This window comes from Nonomuraea bangladeshensis (assembly GCF_039529455.1).
Classification (GTDB): Bacteria; Actinomycetota; Actinomycetes; order Streptosporangiales; family Streptosporangiaceae; genus Nonomuraea; species Nonomuraea bangladeshensis.
In genome coordinates, this window is the sequence record NZ_BAAAMV010000001.1 from 509,237 (window position 1) to 534,344 (window position 25,108).

The window sequence follows — 25,108 nt, forward strand, 5'->3', positions numbered from 1 at the left end:
TGAAAACCCCCGTGGCCGCAGTAAGAGATACAGTTCGACCACGCTAGGATCCGGCGCGGACAGGAGTCAACATGCCGTTTGGCCATGACATGGTGCATTCTCTGGCCACTGTCGTCGAACTGGTCAACACCTCACCGGCCACGGGCGGCGACGAGGGGCTGCCCGGCCTGGCCGAGCTCCAGGCGTTCGTGGAGTCCCGCGAGGTGAGCGGCATCGGCAAGCTGACGGCCCGCGACCTCGCCCAGGTCCGCGCGGTCCGGGAGGCCTTCCACCGCGTCTTCACCGCGCCCGACCAGCCGACCGCGGTCCACACGCTCAACTCCCTGCTCTCCTCGACCCGCATCACGCCGCGCCTGACCGAGCACGACGGCCACCCCCTGCACGTCCACTACTTCGCCGCCGACTCCAGCCTGGCCGAGCACCTGGCCGCCGACTGCGGGGTGGCGCTGGCGCTGCTGCTGGTGGAGGGCGAGGGCGAACGCCTGCGCACCTGCTCGGCCCCCGACTGCGACCACGTCTTCGTGGACGAGTCACGCAACCGGTCGCGTGTCTACTGCGACAGCCGTACGTGCGGCAACCGCATGCACGTCGCCGCCTACCGCGCCCGCCGCCGCGCCTGACCCACTTCTGAAGCGCAGGGTCAGTGACCGGGAGCCGTCAGGCAGCCGCCGTCGTTGATGTAGCCGCCCACCTCCACCTCCGACTCACGCTCGTCGTAGAAGCCGGTCAGGCATCCTCCCCGCAGTTCGATGGCGAACACCACGGCGGAGCGAGCGCCTCCCGCCCTGATGATGACGTTCGTCCCCGGTGGAGCGACCGCCCGGACCGCCTTCGCGACGTGGGCCTCGCCGTGCAGTTTCCGCTCGCGCAGGCCGGCGAATCTGTCCCGCAGAGCCTCGGCCACCGGCTCGGCCTCCGCAGCCACCTCCGGAGGAAGCGCGGCGCGCTGGCGGTACGCCCTGTTGCCGGCGTGCTTCTGCTCCCAGGAGGGCATCGTCACACAAGGGCTCGGCATCGGCGGCTCAGCGATCTCCGGACAAGGACGTAACGCCGATGGCGACGCCGACGGCCCCGCTCCTCGCATCCGCTCCTCACCGCAACCGCCCAGGACGGCCGACAGCAGGATGGCGACAAAGACGGTCAAGATTCTCATGCCTCAACGGTCGGGCACGACGATCCGGGACACAAGTCACGTCGGCTCGCCGCCGTTGGGGCGGCGGGCGGATGGTGCCGGCGGTCGCCGCCGACGGGGAGGAGGCGCTGCGCGTGGCCGGGGAGTGCCGTCCGGACGTGGCGCTGGTGGACGCGAGAATGCCCAGGATGGATGGCGTCGAGCTCATGCACCGGGCGGGCCGCGGCGAGACGGTGCTCGCCCCGCCCGTCGCCGGACGCCTGATGGCCGAGTCACGGCACCCCTGACCGCACCCGCCTCGCCCTTCATCTCAGGAACCCGGGCGACCGCGCTTGACTCCTTATCGTTCTTCGATACTATCGAGAAACAATAATATCGAGCAACGATATGGAGCTGTGCCGTGTCCCTCGACACATCCGCCTCCCTGAAGTGGACGGCGATCGTCGTCCGCCTCCTCCTGGCGCTGTTCGCCGCCACCCTGGTCTACGAGATCGGGCGTGCCGCCCTGACCGGCGGAGAGAACGCCACCGGATCCCTCGGCGACCGGAGCTCGGTGTGCGTGGCGTCACCGAGCATCCTCGACGTGGAGGGAAATGTCACCGAAGACCCCCGACGCAGCAAGGCAGTGGCGGAGAGCAGCGGCGCCGACGACAACCCCTATCCCGTGGAGAAGGGAGTCGACTTCGCCCACGGACTGCCCCAGCTCTGCAAGGACGACGCCGGCCTCGGCACGCAGTCGCTCTACCAGACCTCGCGGTTCGCCACCCCGCTCGTCGTGCTCGTCGCCCTCTTCCTCCTCGACCGGCTGATCGCGGACGCCCGGCGGGACAGCGGTTTCGATGAGACGATCGTCCGCAAGCTGCGCTTCCTCGGCGTGTTCCTCATCGCCGGCACGCTCGCGGCGTCGCTTTACACCACAATTGTGGAGACCGGCCTGGCCGTGTCGATGGTGGCCGGGACCGTCAGGGAGGTGGGGTCGATGGCTCTGCGCGGCTGGAGCTTCCCCTGGGCGTACCTGATCGCCGGGCTCGGGCTCGTCGTGATGTCCAAGGTCGTCCGCGTCGGCGCGCACCTGCGCGAGGAACTCGAAGGAACCGTTTGATGTCACCCGCGGAGAACCCCGAGCACGCCATCGAGGTGCATCTGGACCGGCTGCTCGAAGAGCGCGGCATGACGGTGGTCGAGCTGGCCGACAAGGTCGGCATCACCAACGTGAACCTGTCGATTCTCAAGAACAACCGCGCCAAGGCGATCCGGTTCTCGACGCTGAGCAAGATCTGCGAGGTGCTCGGCTGTCAGCCCGGCGACCTGCTGTCCTTCAGGCCCCGCTCCTCGGACTGATCGCGGACGGCCCCGCGCCACCACGCCGGGGCCGTACGCGGCGGTCAGACCTTGTTGGGGAGGGCGCCGCCGTAGCGGCGGTCGCGCTTGGCGTAGATCTCGCACGCCTCCCACAGGTCGCGCCGGTCGAAGTCGGGCCAGAGCCGGTCGAGGAAGACCATCTCGGCGTAGGCCGACTGCCACAGCAGGAAGTTCGAGAAGCGCTGCTCCCCCGACGAGCGCACGAACAGGTCGACCTCGGGGATCTCCGGCTCGTCGAGGTAACGGGCGAAGACCTTCTCGTCCACCTTGCCGGGCTTGACGCGGCCGGCCGCGATGTCCTGGGCGAGTTTGAGCGCCGCCTCGACGATCTCGGCCTGCCCGCCGTAATTGACGCAGAACTGCAATGTGAGCTTGCGGTTGCCGACCGTCATCTCCTCGGCGGTCTGCAGCTCGGAGATCACGCTCTTCCAGAGCCGGCCGGGCCGGCCCGCCCAGCGCACGCGCACGCCCATGGCGTTGAGCTCGTCGCGCCGCCGCCTGATCACGTCGCGGTTGAAGCCCATGAGGAAGCGGACCTCGTCGGGCGAGCGCTTCCAGTTCTCCGTGGAGAAGGCGTAGGCGCTGAGGTAGGGGATGCCCAGCTCAAGCGCGCCCTCGATGACGTCGAACAGGGAGGACTCGCCCGCCTTGTGCCCCTCGGTGCGCGGCAGGCCGCGTGCCTTGGCCCAGCGGCCGTTGCCGTCCATGACGATGGCCACGTGCCGGGGCACCAGCTCTCGCGGGATCGGCGGCGGCGTGGCGCCGGACGGATGAGGGGTCGGAGGACGGACGTTCACACTGGCTCCCTTTCGACGTGTCGGAGAGAGCGTATTCCGTGTTCGAGGTGCCATTGCAGGTATGCGGCGACCAGCCCGCTGCATTCGTTGCGGTGGCGCGAGTCGGAGGCGTCGGCGGTGACCCAGTCGCCGCGCAGCAGCGCCGCCATGAGCCCGATCGTCTCCCCGGCGGGGACCGCCGCCCCGGGCGGGCGGCACGACCCGCACACCACGCCACCCGCGACGATGGCGAACGCCCTGATCGCCGGGGTCTGACAGCGGGCGCACGCCTCCAGGGCGGGCGCGTAGCCGGCGACCGCCAGCGAGCGCAGGAAGTAGGCGTCGAGCACCAGCCGGGGCTCGTGGGTGCGCTCGGCGAGCGTGCGGAGCCCGCCCACGAGCAGCAGGAACTGCCGCAGCGCCGGCTCCTTCTCCCCGTGCGTCAGCCGGTCGGCGGTCTCCAGCATGGCGCTGCCCGCGGTGTAGCGCGGATAGTCGGCGGCCAGCGCCTCGCCGTAGGGCCGGAGCGTCTCGGCCTGGGTGACGACGTCGAGCGTGCGGCCGGTGTGGAGCTGCAGGTCGACGTGGGTGAACGGCTCCAGCCTGGCCCCGAAGCGCGAGGTGGTCCTGCGCACGCCCTTGGCGACGGCGCGGATCTTGCCGGTGCGCTTGGCCAGGACCGTGACGATGCGGTCGGCCTCGCCGAGCTTCTGCGTACGCAGAACCACGCCTTCGTCACGATAGAGACTCACTCCGACATCTTACGGCCGCCTTGTGTGCCGAGGAGTCCGGCGTTACGGGCATGCTCGGATGACGCGACTTTGCGTGACTCTCACTAGACTTTGACGCCTGTCCCCGCATTACCCGTTGTTCAACCCCCCGCTACCGCCTCGAAAGGGAGTCATGACCCGCGTGGTCCTGCTGGGCGCCTCGCCCGGCCCCGACACCTCTCCGACCGGCCTGAGGCTGGCCGCGCTGCCCGGCAATCCCACCGTGGCCGAGCGGCTGCGCGGCCAGTTGGCTTCTTACGACCCGAGGCCCGCCACCATCGCCGCCGGCGACGTGGCCGCCGCCCTGCGCGCGCTGGCGGAGGTCGCCGAGTCGGCGACGGAGAGCCTGCTCATCATCCCCGAGAACTCGGTCACCCACGACGAGCTGATCTACCAGATCACCAAGACCAAGCGCGGTGCGCTGGCGCTCGTCGCCAAGGAGCCGCGAGCGGGCAGCACGGACGAGGAGGCTCCGGAGGACCCCGCCGAGGCCGAGTCCGAGCTCGTCCCCATCGACGAGGCCGATCCCGAGATCGGCCTCAACCGGCTGGAAGGGCTGCCGGTGCGCGCCCGCATCGGCAAGTCACGGGTGGTCTCGGTCGGCACCGCGACCCACGCCGTGACCCGCCCCAACGGCGCGCTGCTCGGCCCGCTGCACGTCAGCGCGCGCAACGCGCCGGTGCTCGCGGAGACCTGCCGCGAGCTCGCCGCCATGGCCCACACCTTCGGCCCCGACGACGACCTGGTGCAGCTCGTCGTGTTCGGCCTGGTGCGCAACGGCGTGTCGGTCGGCATCAGGGGCCGCCGCGACCTCTTCTACCGCCGGGTCACCACCCAGGAGGAGGTCAACGAGGCCGGCCCCGAGATGGCCGCCATGGACGAGGACCGCGCCCGGCTCAACAACGCGGTCAAGGGCGCCGACGGCTTCTTCACCACCTACTTCGTCTCCACCTACTCCCGCTTCATCGCCCGCTGGGCGGCCCGGCGGGGGCTGACGCCCAACCAGGTCACGCTGATCTCGATCGCGCTGGGCGTGGCCGCGGCCGCCTGCTTCGCGACGGGCGACCGGCCGTGGATGGTGCTGGGCGGGGTGCTGATCTACTTCGCGTTCGTCTTCGACTGCGTCGACGGCCAGGTAGCCCGGTACGCCCGCAAGTTCGGCGTCCTCGGCGCCTGGCTGGACGCCACGTTCGACCGGTTCAAGGAATACGTGGTCTTCGCCGGCCTCGCCCTCGGCTACGTGATCGCGGGCAACGGCGAGGACATCTGGATCCTCGCGCTGGCCGCGCTGGGCCTGCAGTCCATTCGCCACCTGCTCGACTTCTCCTTCGGCGCGGCCAACCGCCGCAAGCCGCCCGCGAAGCTGCCCACGCTGGCGCTCGACGCCCCCGACGACCGCGAGCTGCGGGCCGCGCTGTCGCGCCGCCGGGAAGAGCGCAGCCAGGGCCTGCGGGGCGTGCTCAAGATGTGGACCAGGGCCGGCAGGTTCCGGGCCGTCCACTGGGCGCGCAAGATGATCGTTTTCCCCATCGGTGAGCGGTTCGCGGCCATCGCGATCACCGCCGCCCTCTTCGACGCCCGGATCACCTTCCTGACGCTGGTGATCTGGGGCTCCGTCGCCGCCGCCTACTCCCTCACCGGACGCCTCATGAGGTCGCTCGTATGATCACCCAACCGCAGGCCATGGCCACCCCCACGCCGGACCCCGACGAGGAGCGCCGGCGCATCCAGACCGCCCGCCTGCTCGCCTACCGCGACGACGGCCCGCTCGTCCAGGCGCTGGCGCCCCGGCTGGGGCGGGGCCTGCCGCCCGTGCCGGCCGCGCTCGTCGCGCTGCTCGCCGTGGCCGGGGTCACGGTCGCCGGGCTGCCGGAGTCCGGCCCCATGCTGCTCGTGCCCGTCGCCATCGCCCTGCTGCTCATCCTGCCGACGGCGCCGCGCGACCACCTGGGCCGGCTCGACTGGCTGACGCCGCCGCTGCTGCGCGGCACCGAGTTCCTGGCCACGATCGCGATCGGCCTGGCCGCCGACGCGCCGAAGTGGCTGCTGTTCGTGCTGGTGTACGTGGTGGGCTACCACACCTACGACACCGTCTACCGGACGCGGCAGAGCATCTGGCCGCCCGCCTGGGTGTTCCGGGCGGGGCTCGGCTGGGAGCTGCGGCTGCTCATCATCGGCGTGGGCGCGGCGGCCGGTTTCCTGACGCCCGTGCTGGCGGTGCTGACGGCCTACCTGTTCGTGCTGTTCGCGGTGGAGAGCGTGACGAGCTGGGTGCGTCTCGACAAGGCGAGCGCGCAGGCGGGGGCCGACGCCGAGCAGGACCTGGAGGCGTCCCCCGAGGAGGCCATGGAGCAGGCCACCGGCGAGGCCGAGAAGGCCTGACTCCTGTCGTCGGTCCGGACGGCGCCGCCCCCTGGGGGCGGCGCCGTCCGTCTTTGTGCGGACCCCGAAGCGGAGAGCGCTCTCACCGACTGCTTGACGGGAAGTGAGCCGTGTGCTCAGATCATCCCAGAGAGCGCTCTCTGGCTTTCCCGCCTCCCCGCACCCCCTAGGAGAGACGCGCCATGACAACCACAGCAAGCAGGCCACGCCGCCGCCTGGCGCCCCTGGCCACGGTGCTCACCGCGCTGGTCGCGCTCACCGGTCTCCTGGTCAACGCCGCGGTCAGCGCCTCCGCCGCCGTCCCGGCCACCCCCTCCGGCTGGTCGCTCGTCTGGTCCGACGACTTCAACGGCTCCGCGGGCACCCTCCCGTCCTCCAGCAACTGGATCATCGACACCGGCCACGCCTACCCCGGCGGCCCGGCCAACTGGGGCACCGGCGAGATCCAGAACTACACCTCCAGCACCTCCAACCTCAGCCTCGACGGCTCGGGCAACCTGCGCATCACGCCCCTTCGCAGCAGCTCGGGCGAGTGGACCTCGGCCCGCATCGAGACCCGGCGCGCCGACTTCAAGCCCGCCGACGGCCGCATCCTGCGCATCGAGTCCCGCCTCCAGATGCCGAACGTCACCGGCGACGCCGCCCTCGGCTACTGGCCGGCGTTCTGGGCGCTCGGCGCGCCCTACCGGGGCAACTACTGGAACTGGCCGGCCATCGGCGAGTTCGACATCATGGAGAACGTCAACGGCATCAACTCCGTCTGGGGCGTCCTGCACTGCGGCGTCAACCCGGGCGGGCCGTGCAACGAGACCACCGGCCTCGGCGCCAGCCGCGCCTGCCCCGGCTCCACCTGCCAGTCGGCCTTCCACACCTTCCGCTTCGAGTGGGACCGCAGCGTGAGCCCCAACCAGCTGCGCTGGTACGTGGACGGCCAGCAGTTCCACGGCGTCAACCAGTCCCAGTTCGACGCCACGACCTGGGCCAACATGACCGGCCACGCCGGCTACTTCCTGCTGCTGAACGTGGCCATGGGCGGCGCGTTCCCGAACGCACTCGGCGGCCAGACCCCGACCGCGGCGACCGTGCCCGGCCGTCCCATGGTCGTGGACTACGTGGCCGTGTGGCAGAGCGGCACCGGCAGCACACCGGACCCGACCATCACCCCGACCTCACCGGGCGGCGTGGACGCCCGCTCCACCATCCAGGCCGAGCGCTACCAGGCCCAGTCGGGCACGATCGTCGAGACCACCACCGACAGCGGCGGCGGCCAGAACGTCGGCGCGATCGGCAACGGCGACTGGCTCCGCTACGACGGCGTGAACTTCGGCTCCACGGCGGCCACCCAGTTCAAGGCCAGGGTGGCGTCGGGCGCGGCGGCCGGGGTCAGCGGCCTGGTGCAGGTACGCCTCGACAGCCCCACGGCCACCCCCATCGGCGACTTCGCGCTCGCGAACACCGGTGGCTGGCAGAGCTGGCGCACCATCCCGGCCAACATCTCCGGGGTGACCGGCACGCACACCGTCTACCTGACCTTCAGCAGCGGCCAGCCCGCCGACTTCGTCAACGTCAACTGGTTCACCTTCTCCACCTCCTGACCGGCGGCCGCGCCCGCGCAGGGGGGCCCGCGCGGGCGCGGCATCCGTCCATCTGGGCAACAATGGGGCGATGAGCGAACTGCCGGTCATCGACATCGCGCCCCTCTTCGGGGAGGACGAGGCGGGCAAGGCCGCCGTCGCCGGCGCCATCGGGGCCGCCTGCCGGGACAACGGCTTCTTCTACGTCGCCGGCCACGGCGTGCCGGCCGGGCTGATCGCCGACCTGGACGCCGCCGCCCGCCGCTTCTTCGCGCTGCCCGAGCCGGTCAAGAACGAGATCGCGATGGACCGGGGCGGCCGGGCCTGGCGGGGCTTCTTCCCCGTCGGCGGCGAGCTGACCTCGGGCCGGCCCGACCTCAAGGAGGGCGTCTACTTCGGCGCGGAGGAGCCCCCGGGCCCGCTGCCGCTGCACGGCCCCAACCTGTTCCCCGCGCAGGTGCCGGAGCTGCGCGAGGCGGTGCTGGCCTACCTGGACCGCATGACCGAAGTGGCGCAGACGGTGATGTCCGGCGTCGCGCTCAGCCTGGGGCTGGCTGAGGACTACTTCCGCACCGGCTGCACGGCCGACCCGACGATCCTGTTCCGCGTCTTCCACTATCCGCCCGCCCCGCCGGACCCGGAGAGCTGGGGCGTCGGCGAGCACACCGACTACGGCCTGCTCACGCTGCTCCTCCAGGACGCCAACGGCGGCCTCCAGGTCCGCACCCGGGACGGCTGGATCGACGCGCCGCCGCTGGAGGGCACGTTCGTGTGCAACATCGGCGACATGCTCGACAAGCTGACCGGCGGCCACTACCGCTCGACCCCGCACCGGGTGCGCAACCTCAGCGGGAACGAGCGGCTCAGCTTCCCGTTCTTCTTCGACCCCGGCTGGGACAGCGAGGTGCCGCCGCTCCCCTACGCCCCCGGCCACCGCTGGGACAGCCAGGTGGACTTCACCGGCACCTACGGGGAGTATCTGCTGGCGAAGGTCTCCAAGGTCTTCCCCCGCCTGTTCCAGACCCTCGACGAGCGGCCCGACTAGGCGGACTCCCGCACGACCAGCCGGACCGGCAGCGCCACCGACTCGGTGTGGCGGCCCTCCAGCCGCGACAGCAGCAGCCGGGCCAGCGCCAGCGCCTGCTCGGCCACCGGCACCCTGACCGTGGTGAGCCCGGGGACGACCGCCGAGGCGGCGTCCACGTCGTCGAAGCCCACGACCGCCAGGTCCTCGGGCACCCGCCGCCCGGCCTCCCGCGCCGCCTGCAGCGCACCGAGCGCGAGCTGGTCGGTGGCGGCGAAGACCGCGTCGAGCGCGGGCTCGTCGCCGAGGAGCCGGCGGGTGGCGGCCGCCCCGGAGGAGCGGGTGAGCTCGGCGGGCGCGAGCAGCGGCTGCCGGCCGGCCCGGCGCATCGCGTCGCGGTGACCGGCCAGGCGGTCCTGCATGGCGACCAGCTCCAGGGGGCCGGTGATCATGCCGATCCGGCTCCGGCCGCCGGCCAGCAGGTGCTCGGTGGCGGCCGCGGCGCCGCCCGCGTTGTCGACGTCCACGTACGGCACCAGCGAGGCGATCGCGGGCTTGCCCAGCAGCACGACCGGCACCCCGGTGCGCGAGAGCCGCTCGGCCAGGGTGTCGCCGCGGTCGGGCGGCAGCAGCACGACGCCGTCCACCAGCCGGGCCTCGACGTGCTGGACGATGCGCCGGTGGCTCTCGGCGGTGTCGGCCAGCATGAGCGTGATCTGCTTGCCGGCGCCTTCCAGGACGCTGGTGACGTACTGGACGACGGCGGCGGTGAGCTGGTCGCCGCCCTGGCGCGGCACGGACAGCACCAGCGCGACGGAGTTCGTGCTGCGGGTGACGAGGCTGCGGGCGGCGGCGTTGGGGACGTACCCGAGCTCCTTGATCGCCAGCAGCACCGTCTCGCGGACCTCGGGGCGGACGGACGCCTCGCCGTTGACCACCCGGGAGACGGTGGCGCGGGAGACGCCGGCGCGGGCGGCCACGGTCTCCAGGGTGGGCCGCTTCGGGCGCGACTCCAGCAGGCCGTTACGCCGGATGACGTCGCGGTACCAGAGCGCGCTGTCCTTCATCCGCCGCCGCTGGGTGGCGAAGTCGACGTGCACGAGGCCGAACTTGCGCCGGTAGCCGTCGGCCCATTCGAGGTTGTCCAGCAGCGTCCAGACGAGGTAGCCGCGGACCGGCACGCCCTCCTGGACGGCCGCGCGCACGGCGCGCAGGTGCTCCTCGATGAAGCTGATGCGCTCGACGTCGTGGATGCCGTCGCCGGTGACGACGTCCACGAAGTCGGCGCCGTTCTCGGTGACCATCAGCTCGGTGCCGGGGAACTCGGCGGCGAGGCGGCGCAGCACGAGTGACAGGCAGCCGGGGACGATGGGCCAGCCCATGGCGGTGACCGCCGTGGGAACGGTGCAGAACAGCACGCCCTCGCTGCCCGGGTAGGTGGGGTCGGCGGGCTCGCTGGGCTGGGCCTGCACCACGAGCGGGGTGTAGTAGTTGACGCCGAGCAGGTCGATCGGCCGGCCGATGAGCTCCAGGTCGCCGTCGCGCACATGGTCGAGCCCGGCCGTGCGCTCGACGATGGGCAGCAGCTCGGCGGGATAGGAGCCGCGCAGCATGGGGTCCAGGAACTGCCGGTTGACCAGGGCGTCGATGCGGCCCACCGCCTCGGCGTCCTCCTCCGACAGCGGCCGGCCGGGGTCGCCGACCTGGCCGGGGGTCAGCACCGGCGAGATGTTGAGCACGCCGCCGACCTTCGCCGCGCCGGCCGCGCGCAGGGCCTGGACGCCGAGTCCGTGCGCGAGCAGCAGGTGGTGGGCGGCGCGGAAGGCGTCGGCGGGCGAGGTGCGGCCGGGGGCGTGGATGCCGGAGCCGTAGCCGAGGAAGGCCGCGACCCAGGGCTCGTTGACGGTGAACCAGGTGTCCACGCGGTCCCCCAGCCGCGCGGCGACGGCCGCCGCATAGTCGGCGAAGCGGTGTGCGGTCTCGCGCTCCGGCCAGCCGCCCGCGTCCTCCAGCGCCTGCGGCAGGTCCCAGTGGTAGAGGGTGGCGTACGGCGTGATCCCCGCCTCCAGCAGCGCGTCCAGAAGCCGGTCGTAGAAGTCGAGCCCGGCGTCGTTGGGCTTGCCCGAGCCTTCGGGGAAGACCCGCGCCCAGCTCACCGAGAAGCGGTACGCGGCGATGCCCAGGTCCTTCATCAGCCGCACGTCTTCGCGGTAGCGGTGGTAGTGGTCGCACGCCTCGGCGCCGTCGGCGGAGAAGGTTTCCCAGATGGACCGGCCGCGCCCGCCGGCCGTCGTCGCTCCCTCGATCTGGTAGGCCGAGGTGGACACTCCCCAGACGAAGCCCTCGGGGAAGGCTGCGGTGCTCATTACGGCGGAAACCCTTCGTCATCGATCGCGAGGGACCAGTCTCCCGCGCGCCGCTCGTCGCGCGCCAGCCTGGCCAGGCGGTATACAGGGCGCGTGGAACTGGACCGGCTCGATCGTGACATCATCGCGGCGCTCGTGGACGACGCCCGCGCGACCTACGCGGAGGTGGGGCAGCTCGTGGGCCTCAGCGCCTCGGCGGTCAAGCGGCGGGTCGACCGGCTGCGCGAGAGCGGCGCGATCACCGGGTTCAGCGCCAGGGTGGCGCCGGAGGCGCTGGGCTGGACCACCGAGGCGTACGTCGAGCTGTTCTGCCAGGGCAAGACCAAGCCGTCGGACATCGCGCTGGCCGTGGCCAAGTTCCCCGAGGTGGTGGGGGCGGCCACGATCACCGGCGAGGCGGACGCCTTACTCCACATCAGGGCCACCGACGTGCGGCACGTGGAGCGGGTGATCGAGCGCATCGCGGCGGAGACTTTCGTGGTCCGCACCAAGAGCGCGATCGTGCTGTCGCGCCTGGTGGACGCCCCTTCCGGGGTGCTGCGCAACGAAACGCGGCTGATCGGGTGAAACTCGCAACAGACCCGCGCGACGACGCAATGCCACCCGCTTGGCCTGCGCAAATGTGATTCCTAGGCTGTGTCCGTCCCCCTGTGCCCGCATAAGTGCGACGGAGAAGCCGCATGCCCAAACACTTCCTGATGTGCCGTCCGGACTACTTCACGGTCGAGTACGCCATCAACCCGTGGATGCATCCCGAGGCCGGCGCGGACCGCGACGTCGCCGTCCGCCAGTGGGAGGGCCTGAAAGCGGCCTACGAGGAGCTCGGGCACCGGGTCGACCTCATCGACCCGATCGACGGCCTGCCCGACATGGTCTTCGCCGCCAACGGCGCGCTGGTCGTCGGCGGCCGCGTCTACGGTGCCCGCTTCGCCTTCCCGCAGCGCGGCCCGGAGGGCCCTGCCTACCTGCGGTGGTTCGCCGAGCGCGGCTACCCGGTGCTGGAGCCCGCGCACGTCAACGAGGGCGAGGGCGACTTCCTCACGCTCGACGAGGTCGTGCTGGCCGGCACCGGGTTCCGCACCGACGTGGTGGCCCACAAGGAGGCGCAGGAGTTCCTGGGCCGCCCGGTCGTCTCGCTGACCCTGGTGGACCCGCGCTTCTACCACCTCGACACGGCGCTGTTCCCGCTGGACGGCCGCAACGTCGCCTACTACCCGCAGGCGTTCTCGCCCGGCAGCCAGGAGGTGCTGCGCCGGATGTTCCCCGACGCCGTGCTCGCCGGGGCCGAGGACGCCGAGGTGCTGGGACTCAACGCGGTCAGCGACGGCAGGAACGTGGTGATCAACGCCGAGGCGTCCACGCTGCAGCTGGAGCTCAAGCGCCGTGGGTACGAGGTGATTCCGGTCGACCTGTCGGAGTTGCGCAAGGCGGGCGGCGGGCCGAAGTGCTGCACACTGGAAATCAGGGGGGAAAACTGACATGACCAGCAGCGCAGAGCTGATCGAGCTGAGCGAGCGCCGCAGCGCGCACAACTATCACCCGCTTCCCGTCGTGGTCCACGAGGCCGAGGGGGCCTGGGTCACCGACGTGGACGGCAAGCGATATCTGGACTGCCTGTCCGGCTATTCGTCGCTGAATTTCGGCCACCGCAACCCGAAGATCATCGAGGCGGCCCAGGAGCAGCTCCAGCGGCTGACCCTGACCAGCCGGGCGTTCTACCACGACCAGTTCGCGCAGTTCTGCGCCGGGCTGGGCGACCTCACGGGCAAGGACCTGATCCTGCCCATGAACACCGGCGCGGAGGCCGTGGAGACCGCCATCAAGGTGGCCCGCAAGTGGGGTTACGACGTCAAGGGCGTCGAGCCCGACCAGGCGAACATCATCGTGATGGAGAACAACTTCCACGGCCGCACCACCACGATCATCAGCTTCTCCACCGATCCCGACGCGCACGACGGCTTCGGGCCGTACACCCCGGGCTTCCGGATCGTGCCGTACGGGTCGGTCGAGGCGATCAGGGCGGCGATGGACGCGAGCACCGTGGCCGTGCTGGTCGAGCCCATCCAGGGCGAGGCCGGGGTGCTGGTGCCGCCGGACGGCTACCTGAGCGACGTGCGCGACCTGTGCACCGCCGAGGGCGTCCTGATGATCGCCGACGAGATCCAGTCGGGGCTCGGGCGCACCGGCCAGACGTTCGCCTGCGACCACGAGGGGGTCGTGCCGGACATCTACGTGCTGGGCAAGGCGCTCGGCGGCGGCGTCGTCCCTGTGTCGGCCATCGCCGCCAACCGCGACGTGCTCGGCGTGATCCACCCGGGGCAGCACGGCTCCACCTTCGGCGGCAACCCGCTCGCCTGCGCGGTCGCCAACGCCGTCATCGAGATCCTCGCCACCGGTGAGTTCCAGGCCAGGGCCGCCAAGCTCGGCGAGGTGCTGCACACCCGGCTGCGCGAGCTGGTCGGCAAGGGCGTGGTCGAGGTGCGCGGGCGCGGCCTGTGGGCCGGCGTGGACATCGACCCCGCGCTCGCCACCGGGCGCGAGGTGTCGAAGGCGCTGATGAAGCGGGGCGTGCTGGCCAAGGACACGCACGGCTCCACGATCCGGCTGGCCCCGCCCATCGTGATCAGCGAGGACGACCTGGTCTGGGCGGTGGACCAGCTCGCCGACGCCGTCTACGAGTTCAGGAACAAGGGCTAGCGGGCGCACCCTGCGCCGGCGGCTCAGCGCAGCCGCACCGAGTCGATCCGGCGCAGGGTGTCGTTGCGGGATTCGTACCAGCTCACCTCGTCGGGGAGGGCGAGCTCGGCGATGGCGTTCTGGAAGAACGGCCCCTTGGTGATCCGCCAGCGGAACGGCGGCCGACGGACACCCGCCAGGCGGGCCAGCAGGCCGCCCACCAGTGTGGCGACCGAGAACTGCGTGACCACATTGGCCCAGCGCAGCAGGCGGCTGAGCGGGTTGCGGATGGGCGAGCAGACGATCTGGAAGATCTGCCCCCTGTTGGTCCTGGCGAGGTAGGAGTAGTGGACGTCGCCGGAGAGGATCATCACCGGCTTGCCGGTCCTGACCAGCAGCCTGGCGAGGTCCTCGAACGAGCGCCGGAACGCCGCCCAGTGCTCCAGGTCGATCGCCTGCCTGAACCGCTCCGACCACTCCCGCACCCGCGACCCCCACTTGCCGTCGGCGAGGGCCTCGTTCCAGTTCTGGACGCCGTGGACGCCCTCGGGCAGCAGGAACGGGATCGACGAGCCGATGATCAGGCGCTCGGCCGGCGCGGCGAGCTGCTCCTCCAGCCAGGCCCACTCGTCGGGGTCGAGCATGCGCCGGTCGCCGGGCGTGAGCTGCCTCGCGCACCGGGTGTCGACCATGATCAGCCGGGCGTCGCCGAGGTCGCGCGCGTAGCTCCAGCGGTTGCTGCTCGGCTCGGCGTCGGCCTTCTCGGCGAAGGCGTCGAGCTCGGCGGCGCCGTCACGGCCGCCGAGGTCGAGCAGCGTGCGCATGAGCGGGTCGGCGGCCCGCTCGGCGGGCGAGAGGTTGCCGAGGTGCTGGTAGACCCAGTAGGCCCCGAGCCCGGCGACCACCCGCCGCTGCCACCAGGTGGTGCGGGCCATCTGCTCGCGCCAGGGCTGGGAGGTGTTCCAGTCGTCGCGCAGGTCGTGGTCGTCGAAGATCATCGCGGTCGGGACGGTGGACAGCAGCCACTGGATGTCGGGCTCGGTCCAGGCCTGGCGGTAGAGCTCGGCGTACTCCTCGAAGTCGGCGATCTCGTCCTGGGGCGCGGTGTCCCTGCGGGCCCGGATGAAGGCCAGGATGTCCTGGGAGGGGGCGTCGGCGTAGACCTGGTCGCCGATGAGCAGCAGCAGGTCGGGCCACTCCTCGTCGGGCGCCTCGTAGAGCCGGCGGCCGTAGGAGCGCAGCACGTCCTCGCCGTGGACGCGCACGGTGGCGGGGTCGTGCGGCACGCTGGTGCGGCACGAGCCGAACGCCAGCCGCCGGGCCCCGCTCTCGGGCATCAGCCGGATCCGGCTCGGCGGGCGACCCGCCAGCGGCCATACGCGCTCCCCGTCGAGGGTGACGGAATACGACGGGATATCCTGGGTGAGCTCGACGAGATCCACGATCGCATAGTGGTGTCCGTGCACGGTGAAGGTAGGCGACCGGTAAGTCCTGCCCTCCGCCTCGATGGCGACCGTGCAGGGTTCGGCGGTCTCCACCCAGATCGAGGCGCTATGGGAATCGACGTGTCTGAGCATCGGCCCCACCACGAGTGCGGGCATCCGACCCTCCGTTTCGATGTTTCGGCACATTGTCGCGGCCCAGCCTGCCAGAGTGGCAGGGTCACGGCATCTCGATCATCGGCTTGGATTTCTACCAACGGCTAGGCAACCTGAAACGCCCCGCCCTAGGATGATCGTGACAACCTCGCCCTAAGTGGAAAGCAATGGCGCTTTCTACGCAAAACGGGCGTATATACCAGGAGGACACTCTTCCATGAGCATCATGGTGCCGTCAAAGACGCCGGCCCTGATCACCCCGGGCCAACAGGCCCTCGACTCCGCCCTCCACCAGCTCCACCAGGCCGCCGAGCACCTCGGGCTCGACGGCGGGCTGCGTACGGTGCTGGCGACGCCGCGCCGCTCGCTGACCGTCTCGGTCCCGGTGCGGCGCGAGGACGGACGACTCGACGTCGTGCAGGGCTTCCGCGTCCAGCACAACGTCTCCCGCGGCCCCGCCAAGGGCGGCATCCGCTTTCATCCCGGCACCGACATCCACGAGGTCACCGCGCTCGCGATGTGGATGACCTGGAAGTGCGCGCTGGTCGGCATCCCGTACGGCGGCGCCAAAGGCGGCGTCGCCGTGGACCCGGCCACGCTCACCGTGGTCGAGCAGGAGCGGCTCACCCGCCGCTACGTCAACGAGATCCTGCCGCTGATCGGCCCGGAGAAGGACATCCCGGCGCCCGACGTCGGCACCGACGAGCAGACCATGGCCTGGATCATGGACACCTACAGCGTCAGCGCCGGCTACTCCGTGCCCGGGGTGGTCACCGGCAAGCCGATGACGCTGGGCGGCTCGCTCGGCCGCGCCGGCGCGACCTCGCGCGGCGTGCAGATCGCCACGCTGGCCGCGCTCGGCCGCTCGCCCGAGGGCGTGAGCGTGGCCGTGCAGGGCTTCGGCAAGGTGGGCGCGCTCGCCGCCCAGTACCTCGCCGACGCCGGCTGCAAGGTCGTCGCGGTCTCGGATGTCGGCGGCGCCGTGTACGCGAGCGGCGGCCTCGACGTCTCCCGCCTGCGCGCCTTCGCGGCCGAGCACGGGACCGTGCGCGGCTACCCGCACGCCGACGAGCTGCCGCTCGACGACCTGCTGGAGCTCGACGTGGACGTGCTGGTCCCGGCGGCGCTGGAAGGCGCGATCACCGAGGCCAACGCGCCCCGCGTGCGCGCCCGCCTGATCGTCGAGGGCGCCAACGGCCCGCTCACGCCCGAGGCCGACGAGATCGTGAACGCCAACGGCGCCACGGTCGTGCCGGACATCCTCGCCAACGCCGGCGGGGTGATCGTCTCCTACCTGGAGTGGGTGCAGAACATGCAGGCCTACTCCTGGAGCTCCGGCGAGGTCGAGGTCAAGCTGCGCGACCTCATGGAGAACGCCTTCGCCGAGGTGCGCTCGCTCGCCGGAGCCCGCGGGCTCACGCTGCGGCAGGCGGCGCACGTCATCGGCGTCGGCCGGGTGGCCGAGGCCCACCAGATGCGCGGGCTCTACCCGTGAGCTGACCTTCGAAAGGCTCCGGCCGCCCTCGGCGGGCGGCCGGGCCGTCGCGATCGGGCGGCTCAGACGCGCAGCTCGGCGTAGTCGAGCGCGGCCGTGAGGGTCTCCAGGTCGCGCATCAGTCGCTCGGTGCGCTCGTGGCCGAAGGCGTCGGCGATGAGCCGGTGGTGCTCGGCCACCGCGCCGTCGGTGCGGGCCAGCAGCTCGGCCCCCCGGTCGGAGACGAACACCGCCACCCGCCGCCGGTCGCCCTTCGACGGCCCCCGGTAGACCAGCGCCCGGTCGATGAGCCGGTCCACCGCCTTGGTCAACGTCGGATGCGGCATCAGCACGGCCTCGGCCAGCTCGCCCATGGAATGCCCGCGGCCCTCGGCCAGCGCCCGCAGAATGCGCCACTGCTCGACGGTGACGTCCTCGCCGGCCAGCACGGCGGCGAGACCGCGGGTGACGCTCCGCTCCGCACAGCTCAGCAGGTAGGCGAGTGAGGACCCGAGACCGGAGTCGTTCATGGACAAAGGTCCTTTCTTAGGGGAGCTATTCCGGAGGATACTCGTCGGCGTGGCGGCGGTCGTCGATCCCTTAGAAGCGCGGCTCCTCCCCTCCGACTCGCTCAGGATCGGCCTCGTCGTGCCGGTGTCCGGGGTGCTCGGGCTGGTGGGCCCCTGCGCGATCAACTGCGCCGTGCTGGCCGCCGAGGAGCTCAACGCGGCCGGCGGGGTGCTCGGCAGGCCGGTGGAGCTGGTCCTGGTGGACGGCGGCCGGCCGGCCCGCGAGGTGGCCGCCGAGGTCGCCGGGCTGGTCGCCTCGGGCACGGTCCAGGCGGTCGCCGGCACGCACGCCAGCGACGTGCGGGTGGAGGTGGTGGCGGCGCTCGCCGGGCGGGTGCCGTTCGTGTACGCGCCCCCGTACGAGGGCGGCGGCCACGCCCCCGGCGTCTACTTCCTGGGCGAGACCCCGCGCCGCCAGCTCGAACCGGCCATCGACTGGCTGATCCGCACCCGCCGGGCCCGCCGCTGGTTCCTGCTGGGCAACGACTACGTCTGGCCCCGGCTGGTGCACGCGGCCGCCCGCGTCCGCCTGGGCGCGGCCGGGGCGAGCGTCGTGGGCGAGGGCCTCGCCGGCTACGGGCAGGCGACGCGCTGGCTGGACCGGGTCGCCGGCGCCCGGCCCGACGCGATCCTGCTCACGCTGATCGGCAGCGACCTGGTGGCCTTCAACCGGGCCTACGCCGCCGCCGGGCTGGACGCGGCCCGGCTCTGCGGGGCCCTGGAGGAGCACGGCCTGCTCGGCATCGGCGGCGACGGCACCGGCGAGCTGTACGCGTCCATGGGCTACTTCCGCGACCTCACGACCGAGCCGGCGCTGAACTTCGCCGAGCGGTACGCGGCCCGCTTCGGCCCCGACGCCCCCATGCTCAACGCGCACGGCCACGGCTGCTACGAGGCGGTCGCCATGCTGGCGGCGCTGTGCGGGCGGGCGGGCTCGCTGGCGGTGCCCGCCCTGGACGCGGTGGCCGAGGGCGCCACGATCACCAGCGGGCGGGGCCGGCTCACGCTGCGGGACCGGCAGGTGGCCCACCCGGTCCACCTGGCCCGCGCGGACGGCCTCCAATTCTTTCTGGAGAAACCTTTTCTCTAGAAAGCTTTGGCTCTAAGGTGCCAATCGCCCCCCTGACGCAGCTAGGAGCCACGTCCATGAGCACCGTCGAGCAGTTCGGCTACCGCCAGGAACTACAGCGGTCCCTGGGTTTCGCCGACCTCATGATCTACGGCCTGATCTTCATGGTGCCGATCGCGCCGTTCGGCATCTTCGGCAACGTCTTCGCCGTCTCGCACGGCATGGTCGCGCTGGCGTACCTCATCGGCCTGGTGGCGATGGCGTTCACCGCGCTGTCGTACGCGCAGATGGCCCGCGCCTTCCCGATGGCCGGGTCCGTCTACACCTACGCCGGGCGCGGGATCGCCGCGCCGGTCGGGTTCATCGCCGGATGGGCGATCCTGCTCGACTACGTGCTCGTGCCGTCCCTGCTCTACCTGGTCGCGAGCGTGGCCATGAACTCCTTCGTGCCCGCCGTCCCCGTCGTGGCCTGGCTGGCGGCGTTCGTGGTGCTCAACACCGTCGTCAACTACCTCGGCATCCAGATGACCGCGAGGATCACCCGGATCATGCTGGCCGCCGAGCTGGTCGTGCTGGCGATCTTCCTGGTGGTCGGCGGCGTCGCCCTGGCGCAGGGCAAGGCGCAGACCGGCGCGCTCACGCCGCTGTTCGACTCGGCCGGGTTCAGCTGGAGCGTGGTGCTGGCCGCGGCGTCGGTCGCGGTGCTGTCGTTCCTCGGCTTCGACGGCATCTCGACGCTCGCCGAGGAGAACCGCGAGGACGCCCGCAGGCTCGGCCGGTCCATGCTGGCCGCCCTCGCCGTCGCCGCCGTGCTGTTCGTGGTGCAGACGTGGGTGGCCGCGCTGCTCACCCCCGGCCGGGCCGACCTTATCGCGAACGGCGACGAGGCCGGCAACGCCTTCTACGACACCGCCGAGTTCGCCGGCGGGCCCTGGCTGGCGGCGCTCACCGCCGTGGCCACCGCCGTCGCGTGGGGGTTCGCCAACTCGCTGGTCGCGCAGGCGGCCACCTCGCGGCTGCTGTTCGCGATGGGCCGGGACCGGATGCTGCCGTCGTTCCTCGCCAAGGTGCATCCCAAGCACAAGGTCCCGGTCAACGCCACGCTCGTGGTGGCCGCCATCTCGCTCGTCCTCGGGATCTTCATGAGCACCCGGGACAACGGCATCGGGGAGCTGGCCTCGCTGGTCAACTTCGGCGCGATGTTCGCGTTCCTGATGCTGCACGTCTCCGTCATGGTCCACTACCTGATCAGGAAGCGCAGCGGTAACCTGCTGGCGCACCTGGTCGTGCCCGTGGTCGGCTTCCTCGTGCTGGCCGCCGTCGTCATCAACCAGAACGTCGCGGCCCAGTGGGTCGGCGGCCTGTGGCTTTTGCTCGGCCTGGTCGTGCTCGGCATCACCTATCTGGCGGGCCGCCGGCCCGAGCTTCCCAAGGAGGTCGTGTGAACGTCGTTTCCTACCGCCCGAAGCCCGAGGAGCTGAGCTACACCTTCGGCGGCCGGCCGCCGGTGGGCAAGGTGCGCCCGGGCACGATCCTGGAGATCTTCACCGAGGACTGCTTCGGCGGCCTGGTGCGGACGGTGGACGACCTGCCGTCGCGGGTGTGCGAGTTCCCCTACCTCAACCCGGTGACCGGGCCGTTCCACGTGGAGGGGGCCGAGCCCGGCGACACGCTGGCGCTGCACTTCGTACGGATCACCCCGGCGCGGGACTGGGCGGTGTCCACGACGTTCCCGCACTTCGGCGCGCTGACCGGCACCCACACCACGGCCATGCTCCAGCCGCCGCTGGAGGAGCGCGTCTGGCGCTACGACCTCGACCTCGACAAGGGCGTGGCCGTCTACCACGCCCGCTCCAGCGACTTCAGCGTGGAGCTGCCGCTCGACCCCATGCACGGCACGGTCGGCGTCGCCCCCGGCGCGAACGAGGCCCGCATGACCATCACCCCCGACGCGCACGGCGGCAACATGGACACCCCCGAGCTGCGCGCGGGCGTCACCGTCTATCTGGGCGTCAACGTCGAGGGCGGCCTGTTCGCGATCGGCGACGGGCACGCCAGGCAGGGCCACGGCGAGGTGTGCGGCACCGCGGTCGAGTCCGCCATGAACACCGTGGTCGCGGTCGAGCTGATCAAGGGCGTGGCCACGCCGTGGCCGCGGCTGGAGGACGACCTGCACCTGATGTCCACGGGCTCGGCCCGGCCGCTGGAGGACGCCTACCGGATCAGCCAGCACGACCTGGTCACCTGGGCCGCCGAGCTGACCGGGCTCGACACCCTGGACGCCTACCAGCTCGTCAGCCAGGCCGGGGAGGCGCCGGTGGGCAACGTGTGCGACACCAACTACACGATGGTGGCCAAGCTGCCCAAGGCGTACCTCGGCGGGCCGGGCGTCTACGAGTCCGCGCACGAGCGGCTGCGCGCGCTCGGTTCCCAGTACACGAGTTAGTAAACCCGGATGTCGCAGGTCGGGGCGCTGATCATCTTCTGCTACCTGTTGGAGGGTGCTCAGGTTGGTGCTGTCCCTGCTCCTGCTCGATCCAAGCGCCGTCATCGAGGTGTCCCAACGCAACATCCCCGCCCCGCGCGTGCTCACCCCCGACGGCGACCGCCTCGGCTACGCCCCGGTGCCGCGCCCCTTCACGGGGGCGCGGCAGCTCACCGGCGTGCTGGTCGGGCGTGACGCGGCGACCGGCCAGGACATCATGTGCGGCGGCACCGTGATCGGCTCGCGCAGCCGCAGCCTGGTGCTGACGGCCGCGCACTGCCTCTACCACCAGGGGCGGCAGCTCGGGCGGCTGACCTTCCTGCCCGGTTACGACCGGGGGCGGGCGCGGCACGGCGTGTGGCCGGTGGTGCGCTCGTGGGTGCCGGCGCGGTGGCGGCACCGGCCGTACTCGACGGAGCTGCTGCCGTACGACGTGGGGCTGGCCGGCGTCACCCGGCGGGGCCGCCCGCTGGAGGCGGTCACCGGGCGCGGCCTCGCGCCCATGCCGACCACGCGCGGGACCGCGCTGCGCGGCCTGGAGCTGCTGGGCTACCCGGCCGGCAAGGGCTATCCGGGGGTGCGGCTGCACCGGTGCCTGGGCGACACGACCGAGGGCGTCTCGGAGGGGCCGGGGCTCATGGTCACCCGCAACTGCCACGCCGCCGCGGGCGGCAGCGGCGGGCCCGCGCTGTACGGCGGCGCGGTCGCGGGCGTGGTGTCGTCGTCGAGCCCGCTGAGCGACGCCAAGGGCTACACGGTGCTGACCCGGCTGGGCGGCCGGCCCTTCGAGCGGATGCTGGCGAGGGCCGACCGGGAGATGCGCGCCGAACGCGAGGACTGACCTCAGCCGGCCCGCGCCACTATCTCCTCGCACAGGGCGTGGGTGGCGAGCGCGTCGCCCGCGTCCAGCACCCGGCCCGCGCGGACCGCGTCCAGGAACTCCACGCAGACCTGCTCGATGCCGCGCTGACGGGACACCGGCACCCAGTCGGGCCGCCGGGTGAGCGTCTCGCCGCCGCGGTAGTCGACCACGTCGCCGAGGTTGACCACCCGCCGCTTGACGCCGTCGCCCATGACCTCGCAGGACTCCTCGCTCGCGCCGCTCACCCTGTTCATGATCCCGAGGGCGGTGCAGCCGTCGCCGGACAGCTCCAGCACGATGTGCTCGATGCGGCCGTCCCTGACCCTGGTCCTGATCGTGGTGTCCGTGACCGGGCCGGGCAGCAGGAACCTCAGCGTGTCGGCGACGTGGATGAAGTCGTCGAAGACCGCCCTGCGCGGGTCGTCGGGGTGGTTCTCCCTGTTCTTCTCCATGACGACCAGGTGCCGGGGCAGCGCGGCGAGCGCGGCGTAGCCGGGGGCGCGGCGGCGGTTGAAGCCGACCATGAGCGACCTGCCCTCGGCCCGCGCCAGGCGCACCAGCCGCTCGGACTCGGTCAGCGTGTACGCGATCGGCTTGTCGACGTAGACGTGCACCCCGGCGGCCAGCAGCGGCTCGACGATCTCCGGATGGGCCTCCGTGGCCGCGTGCACGAACGCCGCCTCCACCCCCGCCTTGATGACCTCGTCCACGCTGGTGGAGCGGCGGGCGACGCGGTAGGCGTCGCCGAGCCGGTCCAGCCGGGCGGTGTTGCGGGTGCACAGGTGCAGGTCGAGGCCGGGCTGGGCGGCGAGCACGGGCAGATAGGCCTTCTCCGCGATGTCGCCCAGGCCGATGATTGCTGTCTTCACAGGCCGAGCGTAGCCTTCAGCGCCTCGTCCACCGGCGTGGGCGCGACGCCGAACGTCCGCTGGAAGGCCGAGGAGTCCAGCACGTACGGCGCCGTGAACTGGTGACGGACGTGCCCCAGCTCCCCCATCATCGGCGAGAACAGCCCGCCCGCCCGCAGCACCGGCCACGGGATCCGGACGAGCCGCGGCGCGGGCCTGCCGAGCAGGGCGGCCATCCGCTCCCCCATCTGACGGAAGGTCAGCGGCTCGGCGGTCGGCACGTGCCAGGGCCGCCCCCAGGCCCGCTCGTCGCCCCCGGCCACGATGAGCGCGTCGGCCACGTCCGGCAGGTACGTCCAGGCGTGCGGCACGTCGGCCGGCCAGACGATCGGGACGGCCCGGCCGGCGCGCAGCGGCTTGATGAAGCGGTCGCCGAGGTAGGACTGGTCGGTGGCGCCGGGGCCGTAGTAGTCGGAGCCGCGCACCTCGGTGACCCTGATCCGGCCCGCCCGGTGGGCGGCGAGGGCGTCCTCCCACATCGTGGCGCGTACCTGGAACTTGGGGTCGGTGGAGGCGAGCGGCAGGTCCTCGGTCATCGGGCCGGCGACCGGGCCGTAGGGGTAGAGGTTGCCGAGCATGACGTACACGGCGCCGCTCGACTCGGCGGCGGCGAGGAACGACGCGGCCATCGGCGGCCAATCGGTCAGCCAGCGGTGGTAGGCGGGGTTGACGCAGTTGTAGAGGACGTCCGCGCCCTGGGCGACCTGGACGAGCCTGGCCTGGTCGGCGATGTCGGCCGCGACCTTGACCGCGCCCTCGGGGCCGCGGCCGGAGCGGGTCACGACGACGACCTCGTGCCCCTGGTCGAGGAGCTTGGCGGCGAGATGGCCGCCGACCTGCCCGGATCCGACGACGACGTGCTTACCCATGATCAGACCTGCTTCCATGCGAGACGGAGGACGGCGTTGACGACGAAGAGAACGGCGAGGACGGCCGCGGGGGTCGCGGCGCCGGCGGCATAGAACGCGAGCGCGCCGCCGCCGAACCAGACGATCTCCAGAGCGGCGCGGGCCAGGCCGGTGAGCGGGTAGACGGCGTTCGCGCCGCCGCCCGCGCCGAACAGCGCCCACGTCGCGATGAACAGCGCCGGGGCGCCGAGCCCGGCCAGCAGCTTCAGCGCCCAGTTCTGGCTGACCGTGAAGCCCCAGTAGCCGGCGGCGAACAGCACGCCCAGCTCCAGGAAGAACATCAGGGCGGCGTTGGCATGCTTGGCGAGGGTGAGCATCGGGGGGACTCCAGCGGTCGTTACTGCCGTTCACTTACGAGAGCAATGCTCTCTCAAGAGAGCGACAATCGTCAAGAGCACTGCTCTCGTTTTTTCGCACCGCTCTGATAGCCTGACGTCATGACCGCAAGCCGCACCGCCAGAGAACGTGTCCGGGCCGAGCTCACCAGGGAGATCACCGACATCGCGCGCCGCCAGCTCGCCACCGAGGGCGCGGGCGGGCTGTCGCTGCGCGCGGTGGCACGGGAGATGGGCATGGTCTCCTCGGCCATCTACCGCTACTTCCCGAGCCGCGACGACCTGCTGACCGCCCTCATCATCGACGGCTACAACGCGCTCGGCGAGGCCGTCGAGCAGGGCGAGGCCGCCTGCCCGCGGGAGGACCACCTGGGGCGGTGGCTCGCCGCCTGCCACGCGGTGCGGGACTGGGCGCTCGCGCACCCCCACGAGTACGCCCTGCTCTACGGCTCCCCCGTGCCCGGCTACCACGCTCCGCAGGACACCGTGGCGGCTCGGGCGCGTGACGTCACCGTGCTCGGGGCGCTCATCGCCGACGCCTGGCGGGCCGGGACCGTGCGTCTGCCCGACCGCCTGCCCGCGCCGCCGCCCGAGCTGGCCTCGCAGGCGAGGGCATTGAGCCAGCTGATGCCCGGCGTGCCGGACGAGGTCGTGTGGGCGTCCGCCGCGGCGTGGACGACGTTGTACGGGTGGGTCAACTTCGAGGTGTTCGGCCAGTTCAACAACGTCATCGACGACCGCCGCCCCGCCTTCGACCACGCCATGCGCCTCACCGCCGCCACCATGGGCCTCACCCTTCCATGAGCGGCGGCACCGGACAGTTGGCCGGGGGTGCCCC

26 protein-coding genes are annotated in these 25,108 nt (G+C 71.8%); 17 read left to right on the forward strand and 9 right to left on the reverse strand.

The features are described 5' to 3' along the window. Nucleotides 1-71 precede the first annotated feature (71 nt). Entirely contained in the window at nucleotides 72-620 is a 549-nt protein-coding gene (locus ABD292_RS02130; RefSeq protein WP_344204782.1) for a CGNR zinc finger domain-containing protein, read from the forward strand. 20 nt (nucleotides 621-640) lie between these two features. On the opposite strand, the gene ABD292_RS02135 is transcribed toward ABD292_RS02130, so the two are convergent. Then, nucleotides 641-1,153 carry a hypothetical protein gene (locus ABD292_RS02135; protein ID WP_344204784.1) on the reverse strand — a complete coding sequence of 171 codons (513 nt, stop codon included), beginning with the start codon at nucleotides 1,151-1,153 and terminating at the stop codon, nucleotides 641-643. Nucleotides 1,154-1,224: 71 nt separating this feature from the next. Between ABD292_RS02135 and ABD292_RS48865 the strand changes: the two genes are divergently transcribed. From ABD292_RS48865 to ABD292_RS02150, 3 genes are all read left to right on the forward strand, one after another. Beyond that, nucleotides 1,225-1,419 carry a response regulator gene (locus ABD292_RS48865; protein ID WP_425564964.1) on the forward strand — a complete coding sequence of 65 codons (195 nt, stop codon included), beginning with the start codon at nucleotides 1,225-1,227 and terminating at the stop codon, nucleotides 1,417-1,419. Nucleotides 1,420-1,532: 113 nt separating this feature from the next. After that, nucleotides 1,533-2,234 (forward strand): DUF2975 domain-containing protein, encoded by a 702-nt coding sequence (locus ABD292_RS02145; protein WP_344204785.1) that lies wholly within the window; start codon nucleotides 1,533-1,535, stop codon nucleotides 2,232-2,234. Beyond that, on the forward strand, nucleotides 2,234-2,473 hold the full coding sequence (locus ABD292_RS02150; protein ID WP_344204786.1) for a helix-turn-helix domain-containing protein: 240 nt from the start codon (nucleotides 2,234-2,236) through the stop codon (nucleotides 2,471-2,473). Before ABD292_RS02145 ends, ABD292_RS02150 begins: the two co-directional genes overlap by 1 nt. A 44-nt stretch (nucleotides 2,474-2,517) precedes the next feature. Here the strand turns inward: ABD292_RS02150 and ABD292_RS02155 are convergent, their stop codons facing one another. After that, nucleotides 2,518-3,291, reverse strand: a complete 774-nt coding sequence (locus ABD292_RS02155; protein WP_371251097.1) for an isoprenyl transferase — start codon at nucleotides 3,289-3,291, stop codon at nucleotides 2,518-2,520. Continuing rightward, nucleotides 3,288-4,022 carry a DNA repair protein RecO gene (recO, locus tag ABD292_RS02160; protein ID WP_344204789.1) on the reverse strand — a complete coding sequence of 245 codons (735 nt, stop codon included), beginning with the start codon at nucleotides 4,020-4,022 and terminating at the stop codon, nucleotides 3,288-3,290. The genes ABD292_RS02155 and recO overlap by 4 nt, the downstream gene beginning before the upstream one ends. Nucleotides 4,023-4,173: 151 nt before the next feature. On the opposite strand from recO, the gene ABD292_RS02165 reads away from it, so the two are divergent. From ABD292_RS02165 to ABD292_RS02180, 4 genes are all read left to right on the forward strand, one after another. Further along, the gene (locus ABD292_RS02165) at nucleotides 4,174-5,706 is read left to right on the forward strand and encodes a CDP-alcohol phosphatidyltransferase family protein (protein WP_344204790.1); all 1,533 of its coding nucleotides are present in this window, start codon (nucleotides 4,174-4,176) and stop codon (nucleotides 5,704-5,706) included. Then, nucleotides 5,703-6,422, forward strand: a complete 720-nt coding sequence (locus ABD292_RS02170) for a DUF5941 domain-containing protein (protein WP_329582716.1) — start codon at nucleotides 5,703-5,705, stop codon at nucleotides 6,420-6,422. Before ABD292_RS02165 ends, ABD292_RS02170 begins: the two co-directional genes overlap by 4 nt. 182 nt (nucleotides 6,423-6,604) lie before the next feature. After that, complete coding sequence (locus ABD292_RS02175) at nucleotides 6,605-8,017, forward strand: glycoside hydrolase family 16 protein (RefSeq protein ID WP_344204792.1); 1,413 nt, start codon at nucleotides 6,605-6,607, stop codon at nucleotides 8,015-8,017. Between the two features lie 70 nt (nucleotides 8,018-8,087). Then, entirely contained in the window at nucleotides 8,088-9,041 is a 954-nt protein-coding gene (locus ABD292_RS02180; protein ID WP_344204793.1) for an isopenicillin N synthase family dioxygenase, read from the forward strand. Here the strand turns inward: ABD292_RS02180 and ABD292_RS02185 are convergent. Beyond that, a complete protein-coding gene (locus ABD292_RS02185) occupies nucleotides 9,038-11,386 on the reverse strand; it encodes a GH1 family beta-glucosidase (protein ID WP_344204794.1) in 2,349 nt (782 codons plus the stop codon). The genes ABD292_RS02180 and ABD292_RS02185 overlap by 4 nt on opposite strands. A gap of 93 nt (nucleotides 11,387-11,479) precedes the next feature. On the opposite strand from ABD292_RS02185, the gene ABD292_RS02190 reads away from it, so the two are divergent. The 3 genes from ABD292_RS02190 (at nucleotide 11,480) to rocD (ending at nucleotide 14,083) form a co-directional block, all read left to right on the forward strand. Next, nucleotides 11,480-11,953 carry an Lrp/AsnC family transcriptional regulator gene (locus ABD292_RS02190; RefSeq protein WP_329582728.1) on the forward strand — a complete coding sequence of 158 codons (474 nt, stop codon included), beginning with the start codon at nucleotides 11,480-11,482 and terminating at the stop codon, nucleotides 11,951-11,953. A 113-nt stretch (nucleotides 11,954-12,066) separates the two neighbouring features. Next, nucleotides 12,067-12,864 (forward strand): dimethylargininase, encoded by a 798-nt coding sequence (gene ddaH, locus ABD292_RS02195; RefSeq protein ID WP_344204796.1) that lies wholly within the window; start codon nucleotides 12,067-12,069, stop codon nucleotides 12,862-12,864. A gap of 1 nt (nucleotide 12,865) precedes the next feature. Continuing rightward, nucleotides 12,866-14,083 carry an ornithine--oxo-acid transaminase gene (gene rocD, locus ABD292_RS02200; RefSeq protein WP_344204798.1) on the forward strand — a complete coding sequence of 406 codons (1,218 nt, stop codon included), beginning with the start codon at nucleotides 12,866-12,868 and terminating at the stop codon, nucleotides 14,081-14,083. Between the two features lie 23 nt (nucleotides 14,084-14,106). Here rocD and ABD292_RS02205 read toward each other — a convergent pair whose 3' ends face one another. Then, the gene (locus ABD292_RS02205; protein ID WP_344204800.1) at nucleotides 14,107-15,663 is read right to left on the reverse strand and encodes an alkaline phosphatase D family protein; all 1,557 of its coding nucleotides are present in this window, start codon (nucleotides 15,661-15,663) and stop codon (nucleotides 14,107-14,109) included. A 214-nt stretch (nucleotides 15,664-15,877) separates the two neighbouring features. Here ABD292_RS02205 and ABD292_RS02210 point away from each other — a divergent pair, with 214 nt between their 5' ends. Then, on the forward strand, nucleotides 15,878-17,155 hold the full coding sequence (locus ABD292_RS02210; RefSeq protein WP_344204802.1) for a Glu/Leu/Phe/Val family dehydrogenase: 1,278 nt from the start codon (nucleotides 15,878-15,880) through the stop codon (nucleotides 17,153-17,155). Between the two features lie 62 nt (nucleotides 17,156-17,217). On the opposite strand, the gene ABD292_RS02215 is transcribed toward ABD292_RS02210, so the two are convergent. Next, entirely contained in the window at nucleotides 17,218-17,664 is a 447-nt protein-coding gene (locus tag ABD292_RS02215) for a MarR family winged helix-turn-helix transcriptional regulator (RefSeq protein ID WP_091083688.1), read from the reverse strand. A gap of 49 nt (nucleotides 17,665-17,713) precedes the next feature. On the opposite strand from ABD292_RS02215, the gene ABD292_RS02220 reads away from it, so the two are divergent. The 4 genes from ABD292_RS02220 to ABD292_RS02235 are packed head-to-tail and all read left to right on the forward strand — an operon-like array spanning nucleotide 17,714 to nucleotide 22,098. Beyond that, nucleotides 17,714-18,793, forward strand: coding sequence for a substrate-binding domain-containing protein (locus ABD292_RS02220; RefSeq protein WP_344204803.1), 1,080 nt, complete (start codon nucleotides 17,714-17,716; stop codon nucleotides 18,791-18,793). A 56-nt stretch (nucleotides 18,794-18,849) separates the two neighbouring features. Next, entirely contained in the window at nucleotides 18,850-20,217 is a 1,368-nt protein-coding gene (locus ABD292_RS02225) for an APC family permease (protein WP_344204805.1), read from the forward strand. Beyond that, the gene (locus ABD292_RS02230; RefSeq protein ID WP_344204807.1) at nucleotides 20,214-21,218 is read left to right on the forward strand and encodes an acetamidase/formamidase family protein; all 1,005 of its coding nucleotides are present in this window, start codon (nucleotides 20,214-20,216) and stop codon (nucleotides 21,216-21,218) included. Before ABD292_RS02225 ends, ABD292_RS02230 begins: the two co-directional genes overlap by 4 nt. 55 nt (nucleotides 21,219-21,273) lie before the next feature. Further along, the gene (locus ABD292_RS02235; RefSeq protein WP_344204808.1) at nucleotides 21,274-22,098 is read left to right on the forward strand and encodes a trypsin-like serine peptidase; all 825 of its coding nucleotides are present in this window, start codon (nucleotides 21,274-21,276) and stop codon (nucleotides 22,096-22,098) included. Nucleotides 22,099-22,100: 2 nt separating this feature from the next. Here the strand turns inward: ABD292_RS02235 and ABD292_RS02240 are convergent, their stop codons facing one another. From ABD292_RS02240 to ABD292_RS02250, 3 genes are read right to left on the reverse strand one after another with little or no spacing between them, the layout of a single operon-like run. After that, nucleotides 22,101-22,988 carry a Gfo/Idh/MocA family protein gene (locus ABD292_RS02240; protein ID WP_344204809.1) on the reverse strand — a complete coding sequence of 296 codons (888 nt, stop codon included), beginning with the start codon at nucleotides 22,986-22,988 and terminating at the stop codon, nucleotides 22,101-22,103. Then, nucleotides 22,985-23,896 carry an NAD-dependent epimerase/dehydratase family protein gene (locus ABD292_RS02245; RefSeq protein WP_344204810.1) on the reverse strand — a complete coding sequence of 304 codons (912 nt, stop codon included), beginning with the start codon at nucleotides 23,894-23,896 and terminating at the stop codon, nucleotides 22,985-22,987. The genes ABD292_RS02240 and ABD292_RS02245 overlap by 4 nt, the downstream gene beginning before the upstream one ends. Nucleotides 23,897-23,898: 2 nt before the next feature. Next, nucleotides 23,899-24,252 (reverse strand): YrdB family protein, encoded by a 354-nt coding sequence (locus tag ABD292_RS02250; RefSeq protein WP_344204812.1) that lies wholly within the window; start codon nucleotides 24,250-24,252, stop codon nucleotides 23,899-23,901. A 120-nt stretch (nucleotides 24,253-24,372) separates the two neighbouring features. Here ABD292_RS02250 and ABD292_RS02255 point away from each other — a divergent pair, with 120 nt between their 5' ends. Further along, nucleotides 24,373-25,074, forward strand: a complete 702-nt coding sequence (locus ABD292_RS02255; RefSeq protein WP_344204814.1) for a TetR/AcrR family transcriptional regulator — start codon at nucleotides 24,373-24,375, stop codon at nucleotides 25,072-25,074. The last annotated feature ends 34 nt before the right edge of the window (nucleotides 25,075-25,108 follow it).